At 39.5% G+C, this 12,369-nt stretch carries 12 protein-coding genes and 1 other annotated feature; of the genes, 1 reads left to right on the top strand and 11 read right to left on the bottom strand.

The annotated features are described in order from the left end of the window. Positions 1-11 precede the first annotated feature (11 nt). On the bottom strand, positions 12-1,064 hold the full coding sequence (locus tag LC090_RS07895) for a M42 family metallopeptidase (RefSeq protein ID WP_226656930.1): 1,053 nt from the start codon (positions 1,062-1,064) through the stop codon (positions 12-14). Positions 1,065-1,172: 108 nt separating this feature from the next. On the opposite strand from LC090_RS07895, the gene LC090_RS07890 reads away from it, so the two are divergent. Then, on the top strand, positions 1,173-2,081 hold the full coding sequence (locus LC090_RS07890) for a hypothetical protein (protein WP_226656929.1): 909 nt from the start codon (positions 1,173-1,175) through the stop codon (positions 2,079-2,081). A 15-nt stretch (positions 2,082-2,096) separates the two neighbouring features. Here the strand turns inward: LC090_RS07890 and LC090_RS07885 are convergent, their stop codons facing one another. The 10 genes from LC090_RS07885 to LC090_RS07840 all read right to left on the bottom strand — a co-directional run bounded on the left by LC090_RS07885 (position 2,097) and on the right by LC090_RS07840 (position 12,277). Then, positions 2,097-2,798 carry an HAD family hydrolase gene (locus LC090_RS07885; RefSeq protein ID WP_226656928.1) on the bottom strand — a complete coding sequence of 234 codons (702 nt, stop codon included), beginning with the start codon at positions 2,796-2,798 and terminating at the stop codon, positions 2,097-2,099. Positions 2,799-2,908: 110 nt separating this feature from the next. After that, positions 2,909-3,085, bottom strand: a complete 177-nt coding sequence (locus tag LC090_RS07880; protein WP_226656927.1) for a hypothetical protein — start codon at positions 3,083-3,085, stop codon at positions 2,909-2,911. 51 nt (positions 3,086-3,136) lie between these two features. Then, complete coding sequence (gene nhaC, locus LC090_RS07875) at positions 3,137-4,522, bottom strand: Na+/H+ antiporter NhaC (RefSeq protein WP_255648058.1); 1,386 nt, start codon at positions 4,520-4,522, stop codon at positions 3,137-3,139. A gap of 86 nt (positions 4,523-4,608) precedes the next feature. Then, positions 4,609-4,805: a binding site (T-box leader), on the bottom strand. 114 nt (positions 4,806-4,919) lie between these two features. Further along, positions 4,920-5,939 carry a ThiF family adenylyltransferase gene (locus LC090_RS07870; RefSeq protein WP_226656926.1) on the bottom strand — a complete coding sequence of 340 codons (1,020 nt, stop codon included), beginning with the start codon at positions 5,937-5,939 and terminating at the stop codon, positions 4,920-4,922. After that, positions 5,932-6,546, bottom strand: coding sequence for a molybdenum cofactor guanylyltransferase (gene mobA, locus LC090_RS07865; protein WP_226656925.1), 615 nt, complete (start codon positions 6,544-6,546; stop codon positions 5,932-5,934). The genes LC090_RS07870 and mobA overlap by 8 nt, the downstream gene beginning before the upstream one ends. Next, positions 6,534-7,304 carry a DUF92 domain-containing protein gene (locus LC090_RS07860; RefSeq protein WP_226656923.1) on the bottom strand — a complete coding sequence of 257 codons (771 nt, stop codon included), beginning with the start codon at positions 7,302-7,304 and terminating at the stop codon, positions 6,534-6,536. The genes mobA and LC090_RS07860 overlap by 13 nt, the downstream gene beginning before the upstream one ends. Beyond that, on the bottom strand, positions 7,301-7,870 hold the full coding sequence (locus LC090_RS07855) for a 5-formyltetrahydrofolate cyclo-ligase (RefSeq protein WP_226656921.1): 570 nt from the start codon (positions 7,868-7,870) through the stop codon (positions 7,301-7,303). The genes LC090_RS07860 and LC090_RS07855 overlap by 4 nt, the downstream gene beginning before the upstream one ends. A 75-nt stretch (positions 7,871-7,945) precedes the next feature. Further along, positions 7,946-8,095: a 50S ribosomal protein L33 gene (rpmG, locus tag LC090_RS07850; RefSeq protein ID WP_048308894.1), complete on the bottom strand. Its 150-nt coding sequence runs from the start codon at positions 8,093-8,095 to the stop codon at positions 7,946-7,948. A gap of 76 nt (positions 8,096-8,171) precedes the next feature. Further along, positions 8,172-10,154, bottom strand: coding sequence for a glycoside hydrolase family 15 protein (locus LC090_RS07845; protein ID WP_226656919.1), 1,983 nt, complete (start codon positions 10,152-10,154; stop codon positions 8,172-8,174). A gap of 104 nt (positions 10,155-10,258) precedes the next feature. Then, the gene (locus LC090_RS07840; protein WP_226656917.1) at positions 10,259-12,277 is read right to left on the bottom strand and encodes a peptidoglycan D,D-transpeptidase FtsI family protein; all 2,019 of its coding nucleotides are present in this window, start codon (positions 12,275-12,277) and stop codon (positions 10,259-10,261) included. Positions 12,278-12,369: the final 92 nt, after the last annotated feature.

Genomic DNA, 12,369 nt, shown 5'->3' with positions numbered 1-12,369 from the left:
TGGCTTTTACTTTAATCGATCATAGGGGATAAAAGATAGCGATAAATAAGATGAGCCGTATGAAGCATCGAATCCTGATGTGTACGCTCATAAGCATGGGAAGCATCGATACCAGGTCCAATTAGTGCGTGCCGAACATCGGCACCAGCACGGATCGCCGCAGATGCATCTGAACCGTAATAAGGATAAATATCAAGCTTGTACTCAATTTGATGCTCCTCTGCAAGGCCGACCAAATGCTCTCTAAGACGAAAATGATAAGGACCACTTGAATCTTTCGCACAAATGGAAACAGTATACTCATCTGACGATTGACCATCCCCAAGCGCTCCCATATCAACAGCTATGTATTCAACCGTTTCTTCGGGAATATTTGAATTTCCTCCGTAACCTATTTCTTCGTTGTTGGAAATTAGAAAATGCGTTGTATAGGGTAGCGTTTTGTTTTCTTCTTTCAATTTCTTGATATTTGCTAGAAGCAGAGCAACACTTGCTTTATCATCTAAATGCCTTGACTTAATAAATCCACTTTCTGTTAGCTGTACACGCGGATCAAAAGAAGTAAAATCTCCAACGCGAATTCCTAATTTCTTAACATCTTCAGCGTTAGTTACTCTTTCATCCAAGCGCACTTCCATATTTTGTTCATCTCGTTTGATCTCACCATTATTTTTATAAACGTGAACAGACGTCTGGTGTAAAAGGATTGTACCAGTAAAGCGCTTACCATCCCCGGTAATAATTTCACAGTATTCGCCTTCGATCGCATTAAAGCGAAAACCACCAATTAAAGATAAACGAAGACGACCATCGTTCTTAATTTCTTTTACCATAGCTCCAAGAGTATCGACGTGAGCCGTTAACATGCGCTGTCGAGACGAATCAGTGCCTTCGATCGAAGCAATAAGTCCACCTTTATGATTTCGTTTCGTTTCTACCCCAAGTTCTTGCATCCTACCTTCCACCCAGCTTATCACTTCATCTGTATATCCTGATGGACTGGGAATACTGACCAATTCTTTGGTTGTTTGTAGAAGTTCTTCTGCATGAAACAAGTCTTTCATTGCTACCATCCTCTCAAATTAGCTTTCTTTGGGAATAAAACGGTCTTCATATTTTGATTCTCTATCTCATACATATGATGACAAGCTTATTGAATCGGAGGGTTCCGGATGATCAAAAGAATTCACTACGTTATCATGCTTGGTATGATTGGTTTTTTTGCGCTCATCCTTGTGAATACTAGTGGCAATCCTGTGAGGGAATCATTTACTTACTTCCCCCCAGATCCGGAGGTCTCATTTGATTCAGCTAGTACATCTCTCACTATTTTAACGCAGGAAGATGAAGATGAATACACATTGAACTGGAAGACTGAGTCAACTCTTTCAGAAACAGCGTATCTTCGTCAAGATTTATCATTTCTTTATGAAGAGGGACGCCTAATCGATTCCATGTCCACTTGGAAGGAAAATACCGCAACGATACGTCAAAAAAAAGAAATTACGAGTGAAGATAGTGGTCATTACGAAGCCCTCACTTACCATTATGGGGAAATACACTACCCAAATGATGTGATTAAAAGCGCACAAAAAATGAGCTATAACCAGCTTTACGTGATCGATTCCCCCATGACACCACTTGAATCCTTCAAAGAAGCTTCAAGTGAAGAAGAAAAAGAGTGGCAATACATTCTTGATCATGCGATGGATCAGCAAGCACAAATGGTTTTTAAATCAATGGTTGCTGAATACAATCTACATCCAGAAGACTACACAATATTGCCTCTCACCTCATTGATCCGCTATCAAAACGAGACACTTCCTGGTTTATCTCGCAAACAAACCACAGATGCCATTGGAGGAATCTGGGAAGGTTTATACAAAAACTACTTTCTTGGCATCTTGCTTCCTAATGGTTCCACTGAAACGCCGATTGGAAGTACGATTCCCGTCATCCTAATTCACAAACAATCACCTTATCTGCTTATTCTTTTTCAAACGAAAGGCGGAAAAAACGTTGAGTTAATCCAGTACCTTAATGAGCCTTTACTAGAACGTAAAGATCCGGCAGCCCAATAAAGTAAAGTTTTTTTATTAAATAACTAATAGTTGCTTTAATTCATCATAAGTATCGATTTCGGGGACTTCATTTGGAAGCTCCACCTTTTCGTTGCGAGAATTAAAATAAATCGCATCAAACCCTGCTTCCAATGCAGGTTTGATATCATGCTCGAAGGTATCACCTATGTAGAGATAACGACCCGAACGATCGTGAACGTAGTGAAAAATTGACGTTCCAGGCTTTTCCATCCCTATCACTTCAGAAATATAGATGTTTTCCCTAGGAATCCATTGAAACAATTGTAGAGCCTCAATCTTTGCTGTTTGTGTTACCTTTCCACCGTTAGTAATGATGCCTAGTTCGATTCCTTTCTCTTTCAATAACGCTAAAATAGAGGCACTTCCATTGTATAACTCTGCGAAAGAGGCCACTTTTGATTGGTATTCTTCTTGAAACTCAAATGCTTCTTTTTCAGAACATGGTAGATCAAAATATTCGTTCGTTTTACAGAAACGGCTAACCTGGTAATGTTCTCTTGACCATTCTCCTTTTTCATAATGACTCCAAAATTGATCACAATTAGATTTGAAAACGGCAAACCATTTATGAACTGAAAGAGAAGAGCTTTTGTTATGCAGCATGGTTTCAGCACAATGTAAAATCGTTTTTTTAAACGCTTTTTCATGATCGTAAAGGGTATTATCTAAATCAAAATAGATGTGAGTATACTTCACGTAAAGCTCCTCCAATCTGAGTGAATAAAAATCGCCGCAGTTGTTTCTTCTTATTTTACTCTTTTCTATAGTTAGAAGAAAGAAAAAACCTCCACCCTATAAGGCAGAGGTTATGATAAAAACGAACTGAAAAGTTTGTTTCGTAAACCTGGGAATTTTAGCGAGTTGCCGACGACAAACCGCCTAATGACCGCAACTCCCAGCAACCCATTTAATAATCGATAGCGGTATTCATACATGACAACTACTAGAGATAAGAGAACAAGTACCTTCGTTATTTTCATCATATGCCTCCTGAAACTGTACTATACTTCTACTGTTTGCAGGTCATACCGTTTTTATCCGTGCGTTTTTGGAACTGTAACTTCAATTTTCTTGTTATTCCAATAGCCGAGGATAACTGTAAATATTGGTGAGAGCCATAAGAAGATCGCAAAGGGTAAGTAAGAAAGTACTGATACACCAAGTGTTTCGGCAAAAAATGCCCCGGAAACACCCCAAGGTATTAGTGGATTAATCAGGGTACCCGCATCTTCAAGAGTTCGCGATAAAAATTTACGATCAATGCCCGCTTTGTCATAAAAAGGCTCAAATGTTTGACCAGGAAGTAAAATAGACAAATATTGTTCACCAGTTAACAAATTTACGCCAATGGCGGATGTTGCAGTGGCAGAAATCAAATGTCCTCGCCTATTTAAAAGTTTTGTTAAACCGCTCATGAGCGATTGAATAATTCCCATTACTTGAAGAACGCCCCCAAGTGCAAGTGCTAAAATAATGAGAGATACGCTCCACATCATTGATTGTAGTCCACCTCTATTGACGATTCCATTGACAAGATCACTAGGTGTTTTGCTAACATAACCATTTTGCATCGTCTCGATAATAGAAGTTGCCGAATATACCCCTTGTGTTAGCATGGCCACAATAATTCCTGCAAGTAGTCCAGCAAATAAAGTGACGAGAACTGGCACCCTTTTTATTGCAAGTACAAGCACGATAAGGGGGGGAACTAACGTCCATAATGATATTTTAAATTCACTTTGCAGAACCATCATCGCCTCGTTGAGATCGTCTGGGTTAACAGAAGAGGACAAATTTTTACTCATAATAAAAAAGAAAATAACTGTTACAATAATAGCTGGAATCGTTGTCTGCATCATATGGCGTATATGGGTAAATAAATCTACTCTTGCAACTGCTGGTGCAAAGTTAGTTGTATCCGAAAGTGGTGACATCTTATCACCGAAACATGCACCGGAAATAACTGCTCCAGCTGCAAGAGCAGGATTAACACCCATTGCTGCCCCTATTCCCATCATTGCTACGCCAATCGTACCGATTGTCGTAAATGAACTGCCTGTAAAAGTTGATACAATAATTGTCACAATCAAGGCACTGATGAGAAACCACTCAGGCTGTATAAACTGAAGGCCTCCATACAACAAGGTCGGAACCGTACCACTCTGCATCCACACAGCGATCATCATCCCTACTACAAAAAGAATAAGAATTGGTTTTAAGCCCGTCGTAATACTTTGTAGTAAAGCCTTCTCTATCTCTTCCCACTTCATACCAAGAAGCAATCCCAAAATCCCCATTCCTACTACGCCAGCAAGAAGAGGAATATGCGGTTCTACTTTTAAGCCAATAATACTAAACAACATCCAGCTCATTAATAGCGCAATGACAACCAGCGCTATTGGAAATGATATTTTTTTCATTATCTTTCTCTCCCTTGATCTCTATTCTCTCACATCTTAGTTTTGCTCTATCTTTATTTTTCCATTAAAAAAAGCCCTTCATCAATTGAAGGGACGAATTTCTTCGCGGTACCACCCTTATTGACAGCTTTACCTGCCCACTCATATCCCCTTTAACGGAAGGATGCCGCGTACCTCGCTCATCAGATGTAATTTCACTTTTAGACGCTCTGGTTTACAGCAACCACCAGATCTCTACCACTGCTCTTCTAAAGAAGCTACTCGTCTGAATCCTCGCTTTTGTACTTTTATGCTTTTGTGCGTTTAAGTAACATTGCCATTCTATAATTGAATCGGAGGGATGTCAAGGATAAGAATGAACATGTAAAAAAGCACCAGCCACGGGGCTGGTGCTTTTTTACATACCAATATATCTTGCATAGAGTGCTTTTGCTCTTCCACTATCTTCTGTCCCTTGAATAAGTACCCGTCCATCTGGGAATAGCACGAGTCTTTCTCCTTCTTCAAGTTGCGCTTTAAGTAAGAAGGGTGTTTTCTTCACTTTTGACGTTTTTTCTAGCTTTAATGCCCATTCTTTTAAATCAAAGTGACTTTCTAACTGGATCTGAATTGTTTCTCTCCCACATAGTGAGGTGATATCCTGCTTTGCTCCACCTTTTAATGTTGGATATTCATTGGTTTGACAAGTTGGACATCCTTTTTTGGGTGAAGAAAATTTCATCGCATAGCTATGATTATGCCATATATCCATTGTCATCAGGCTTCTATGAAGCTTTTCACGATTTCCCGCTATATATTTCATAATCTCCGTTACCTGATACGACGCAATAATATCTACGATAGGAGAGATCACACCGATTGTGTCGCACGTTTCACCTGTCGTTCCTTCTCCTCCCTGAATAAAGCAACGAAGGCAAGGTGTTTCGCCAGGAACAAATAGTGCTGTCATTCCTCTTGAACTAACTGCACCACCATAAACGAACGGAATATTATATTTGAAACAAGCATCATTCAAAAGAAATCGTGTTGAAAAATTATCGGTGCCATCCATAACAAAGTCTACGTCTTCTATTAGCTTACTTACATTACTTGCGTTAACATCCGCTACCATTGCTTCAATTTCAACTGACGAGTTCATTTTTTCTAGTTTCTTTTTTGCTGCAATTGTTTTTGGTAACGCTGCAGCTACATCCTCTTCATCAAATAACATCTGTCTTTGAAGATTGCTTTGCTCTACATAATCACGATCGACAATCCTTATATAGCCAAACCCTGCGCGCACTAGATGATTGGCTATAGCGGTGCCAAGCGCCCCCATTCCAACAATAATGGCTCGTGATTGACTGAAATTCTTTTGCCCTTCTTCGCCTATAGGAGAAAAAAGCATTTGTCTAGAATATCTTTTGAAGTCACCCATTTAATCTGTCTCCTTTTTGAACCAGGTTATACTCTTCTCTTGTATTTACATTTAAAAATTGATTTTCGTAATTCTCAATTTCGACATAAAGCGCGTCAATGGATTCGAGGAGATCATTCATTCTTCTTCTCCCTGATATAAGAAGTTGTTCGATAATAGGTTGACATGAAGAATGGTAAATCGCACAAAGAGGCTGACGCCTGCCAGAACTCACAGGTACGACCGCCATAGCATTAGGGTGTTTATTCAGTTCTTCTATTAGAAGTGAAAATAAACTCTCCGTCACTAACGGCATATCACAAGCTACAGTAAAATAATAATCCCCACTCGTATGAGTAATCCCAGAATAAATGCCTGCTAGTGGCCCCATCCCTTGGAAAGCTTCCTCATCTTTTATCACTTTCAGATCTCTAGCTGTTTCCAAAATGAATTTCTCTAATAAATTCGTTTTCGTAACAATTATCGCTTCATCTATAACAGGATAAAGTTGATTAAGAACCACTTCATAAAAGGGTTTATTGTGAAAGGCAGCAAATGCTTTTGGAGATCCAAACCTTCGAGATTCTCCTCCTGCAAGCAATATACCTATTATTTTCATAATATCCATGCACCTCCTATAAGAGCACCCATTACCGAAGAAACGAAATTAACTAAATCATTATTAATACCTTTTACGCCACTTAGTACAACAGTTTGCTTTCCACAATGAGTGCGCCTCTCAGTTCTTGTTCCACAATGTAGACATTGAAACTCCTCCTGCATGGTTGCTCCAATCAGCGTATCGCTTAAGCAACCGACAAAACCAGCGATTGTAACAACAGCTGCTGCTTGATAAGATAGGTCAAAAACGAAAGAACCGACTACACCAATTAAACCCGCTCCAAGAAAAGACGCCACGATACCTAGCATACTTACTGCGCCAGAAGTTCCTGCTGGAACGATTTTCAATGTTTTTATATGAAGGGGTCTTCGTGATGAGAGAACACCAAGTTCAGAAGCCCACGTATCAGAATTAGAAGTGGCAATCGCACTTAACAGAATTAACGTCCATACCTCTCCAGGAAAAATAACCATCATCAATCCAGCAAAAGCAGCCACCCCACCGTTAGCAAGAACCTGATACTGATCTCTCGATGCACCCTTTTCTACAATTTCCTCGATACCACCTTTTTGCTCCGATTGATATTTACTCCAAATCGTGGAGGTTAGAAAAAAGATGCCGAGAAGCAAAAGTCCTTTCCAGGCAAATCCAAGTGCGATCAAACACCCAACTCCTGTAGCCGCTACCGCCCCTTTTTTCGAAAGCGCTTGAACTTTGTAACCAAGAAAACCTGTCAGAGCACATATGAAAGCATAAATAATCATACTATGTTAACAATTCGGTCATTTGTAATAATGGCTTGTACAGGTAAATCAAACGTTTCGGTTGGCACTTTTTCCACAAGTTGAAATTCATAGGCAAGTGAAACCGTTGAGTTTGTATATCTCTTCAAGTATCGGTCATAGTAGCCGCCGCCAAATCCTATTCTAAAGCCATGACGATCAAAAATCAGCCCTGGTACAAGCAATAGATCTATTTCGACAGAAGGACATAGCGCAGTTTTATCAGGATGTGGTTCTTCCAAGCCAAAATAAACTTTCTCTAACTGATCCCATTCTGTTAGATAATGAAAGGTCATCTGTTTTGTTTTAGGATTACATTTTGGGACTGCTACTCGTTTGCCATCAGTCCAGGCTTTTTCGATAATTTCTTTTGTATTTATTTCACCTTTCATCGCAACTGTTAACCCAATCGTTTCTGCTGTGTTGTATGGTTCATATGTATAGAGGCGGTTCAAAATTTGTTGATCTAGAAGTGCTTTTTCTTCAGGACGAATTTCGTTTATTTTCAATTTCATATTCGTTCGCCATTCATGCTTTGATTGCATCATCAATCCTCCCCATTTCTTCTCTTACTAGTCTACGGGAAAATGTGCAAATAAAAAAGCAGTAGGATATCCTACTGCTTACTTAGTTTCGCGATGTAACGTCTGCTTTTTAAGTCTTGGGCTGTATTTTTTAAGTTCAAGACGATCAGGGTTAGTACGTTTGTTCTTCGTCGTGATGTAGTTACGATCGCCTGTTTCAGTGCAAGCCAATGTAATTTGTACGCGCATGAATATCCCTCCAAATCCTATCAAACTGTTCATTTAACAACATACTTCATTATGATAACAAACAATTCTCTTTCAATCAAGTTGTTTTTATTGATGAAAGAGCTTCATATTTCTCAAGGTAATCTTTCACAACATCAACATATGTGGCATGTGACCATGTTAGCGGGGCTACAGACAGAGGTTTCCCCGAATAAGGATGAACTTGCTCTGGTAGTATACCACTAGATAGCGCCTGTTGGTAGACCCAATTAATATGCTTTTTTGCTTCACGTAGCTGTTCAAGAGATTGAGCGAGTGAAATCTTCCATTTAGCGATCCATAAAGTACAAATTACCCATGGATTACCTGGTACTTCATCAACATTTTGAGATTGTTGAAAATAATAATCACTAACATAACGCGCTACCCCGCCAATGCTAGTTTTTACAGAAAGTTTGTTTTCAATCTCTTCCATCGTGCGAATCATTCGAGGATCATCAGCAGAAAAAACCCCGAATGCGAATAAACCAAACAGGCTACTTTCAATCGTGTAATCTTTCGTTATCTCACCCGTTTCGTTATTTCGATAAAGTCCTCTTAAAAAGCAGGAACGTGTTTCGTCATACAAATGTACTTCTATCCCCTTTTTAATTCGCTCTGCCCCTTTATAATAGCTCTCAGCACGATCATCTTCGCCAAACAGTCTGGCAAACGAATGAGCTGCCATTAGACCGCCATAACAGGCGGATGCGGTAAAACTAAAAATACCAAACCTTTCTTCCCAAAGATCGTATGAGGGTAGCGGCAAATCAAGCGTTTCATCCATGAATTGCAGTAAAAACTTTGCACCTGGCCGTACTAAAAACTTATAAAGCGATTGAGCAAACTCAATATCCCCTGTTGATTGGTAATGTTCCCAGAAAGCCCAGAGAACTAGAGCGGTCTCATCTTCTTGTATTGGAAGCTGAGGTTGCTTCAAACGATCGATGTAAGGATGCCAGCTCGATCCTACAGAGCCATCAGGATTGTATTTATGATGTAAATACCCTTCTTTTGAAAGAAGCTCTGCACAGCAGCGATAAAAGTTGGTAACCATGCCATGATACCCGGCTTTAGACATAGCAGAAGCTATGAGCGCCCCATCTCTTGGCCACATATAGCTGTAGTGATCACGATTGTAATGTAAAATGTCTGAATCGTTTGCTGCAATAATCGTGCCATTCTGATTGGTTTGAGTACGAACGATTAATAAGCTTCTTTTATAAAGTGAAAGAAGCTCCGGTCCCAGGTCCGTCTCCGGTAAGACCGACTTATTCACCCAACGATTCCAGTACATGCGAATTTTTTCAACAGTTAACTGTGTTCCTATCTCACTTACATATTCATGAATGCTACTAACTTCTTCTTTCGTTCTACCCACAGTCATCCAATAATAGGCGGTTTTTGAACAGTTTGGTTCTAGTTTTGTTTCAAGAGAAAAGGTACTATCGACTGATCCCTGGGCAATAGGGTTCGCGTGAAGATGACCATCCTCAGCATCTCGCCAAGTTCCCTCTGCAGCTTGAAACCGTTTTACACCGGTTGTATATTGTTTGATACCTGCTCCATCTATTTCGCCGTTGAATAAAAAATACCGATAACGTTTGTAGTGGATCACAGACTTTGTATCTGGACAATAATAAGCCGTATCTCCCACTTCAGTTTCGTAAATATTCAAATCCTGATGAAAGAAAAGTCTCACATCGCGACTTTGATTTTCTAGATTAAATATCGTGATTTTACGAATCATTAGCATTTCGCGTTGATGAACGCCTTCTTCAAAAACAAGTTTAATCCCAAGATGAGGATGCACCGCAGTGCTATACGTAACAAGCGTGTCCAGGTCATAATTTGGTTGAATATCCCATTCCGATGAGTGAAGCCATGAAAATTTCCCATCAACCCAGACGCCAATTCGGTTGGCGTGACCTTGAACATGATTTTGTTGCCCCACATAAGGATAGTAAATATCTCGAATTTGAAGAAACTGATCCATATTAATAAGCAGTTGACCGTTTCCAATGACTAAGTGTCTTGGCATCTTGCTCCCCCCTATCCAGCTCCTACACTAGTCTATTGCAGAAATGGACAGGTCATTACTCATGGTACTTATATAAAAATAAAAAACCGCTTTTAGGCGGTTTTTTATTCAGCATCTTCTTTGTATCCAATTGGTTTCTTCGCTTCTTCTTTTAAATCGAAATAGGCATCCAAGGCACGCCCACCAATTTTTTTATTTACATAACCAGATGAAGAATCATTCACTTCTGGAATAACAACAGCGATCGCTACTTCAGGATTGTTATAAGGAGCATAACCTACAAGTGTTAAATTATAGCCATCGCCAATTTGTGCGGTACCAGTTTTTCCGGCTGCTTGATAATCATCACTTTGGAAATATGGATAATGTGTACCTGCAGTACCGTTTGCCGTATTCATTACCATCCACATTCCCTTTTGTACATGCGCAACTTCGTCTTCACTCATTTTAATTTTATTAAGGACTTCAGGGGTATTCTGAAAAAGAATGGTATTAGACAAACCATCTTTCTCAGAAGGTTCATGAACTTCTTTTAGAATATGAGGTTCAATGCGATACCCTCCATTAGCAATAGTAGAAATATATTGAGCCATTTGCATAGGTGTATAGGTATCATACTGCCCTATTGCAAAGTCCAGAATTTTCCCAAACTCACTCAGACCGCCATTTAATCCTGCACTTTCCCCAGGTAGGTCAACCCCCGTTTTCACACCTAGACCAAACTGAGAGAAGGATTCTTTTAGTTCATCATAGGCTTTGGGGTCATAACTACTACTTTCATAAGGAGCATAATCATAACCAGCCATTTCCATGGCGATTTTCCACATATACACGTTTGAAGATCGTTGCAAAGCAACAAGATCTGAAATTGGTCCCATCGCATTTGCTGTATAGGACGACTTCTTACCTTCATCTTTAAAGTATAATACTTCGTCCACTAGCGTTGTATTAGGGTTAATAACACCATATTGATAACCTGTTAACACCGTTGCTCCTTTAACCGTCGATCCCATCGCATAAGAATCCCCGATAACCCCAAAAGTGCGGTCTTTGAATTCCCCACTTCTATATTCTTTACCTGCTAGCGAAAGGATTTCACCAGTATTTGGATCCATCATGACAACATATCCTCTTGTTGCTCCATATTGCCTCGCATCATTAAGCTCTTCATCAAGAATTTTCTCAACTTCCTTTTGAAGATCAATATCCAGTGAAAGGACCAGATCATTTCCTCTTTGTCCTTCAATCACCTTTGGTTCACCTATTGGTTCACCAGATTTATCTGTTACGTAGGTTTGCTTTTCTTTTTGCCCTTTTAAATATTCTTCATATTCTTTTTCAAGATAGCTGATCCCAACTTTATCGTTTCGATCATAATCTCTCAAACCAAAATAATTCAGCTCATCTTTAGGGATCGGCCCTACTCTGCCAAATATAGTTTGCAACGTATCTCCATAAGGATATTCTCTTGTAGCATCAGCTTGAATTTCGATACCCGGTAACGATCCGAGGTTTTCACTTATTTTTGCAATTTCATCTTCTGTCAAACCGATTTTGATTGTTTGAGATGATAAAGCATATCCAGTATCCATTGCCCTTTTTATTGCTGCCACTTCTAACTCTTCAGGATTGTTTTTAATTTCTTCTAGATCAGTATCAGTAATCCGATCGATCTGGAGTTGATACGCTTCACTTGTCTCCAATTCTTCCCATTCTTTATTGGTTAATTTTTTCTTCGCCTTATCTGGATTCGTTACAATCCAATAATCCTTAAGATCTCGATCGATGACATCATCTGTATCTTTATCGATATAACCTGCTAATTTTCGGGCTAATTCGAGTCTTTCCGCTTGTTTTGTATTTTGTGTCCGAATGTATGTAAGCGCAAACTCAGGATTATTATCAACAAGAACTCGTCCATAACGGTCATACATTTTCCCACGAGGTGCAGTTGATTCTGCCGTCACGTTCTCTGTTTGCTCAGAAACGCGCTCGTACTCTTCTCCATTAACAATCTGTATCACACCGAGTCGAAGAATTAAGGTAGAAAACAAAAGGAATACAGATAAAAATAATATATTTAACCTAAAAGGTACATGGTTTTTCTTTTTCTTAGCTTTCACGATAGACTCCCTTCCCTCAAACAAATATAGGCACCTGTTCCAGACAGGTGCCTCTGATCTCTCTTCTTCTTACTATACTTAGTGATAATAAA

It is taken from the genome of Guptibacillus hwajinpoensis (genome assembly GCF_020524165.1).
Taxonomy (GTDB): Bacteria; Bacillota; Bacilli; order Bacillales; family Guptibacillaceae; genus Guptibacillus; species Guptibacillus hwajinpoensis_D.
The sequence above is the reverse complement of the archived record's forward strand: the minus strand, read 5'-3'. Positions and strand labels throughout refer to the sequence as shown.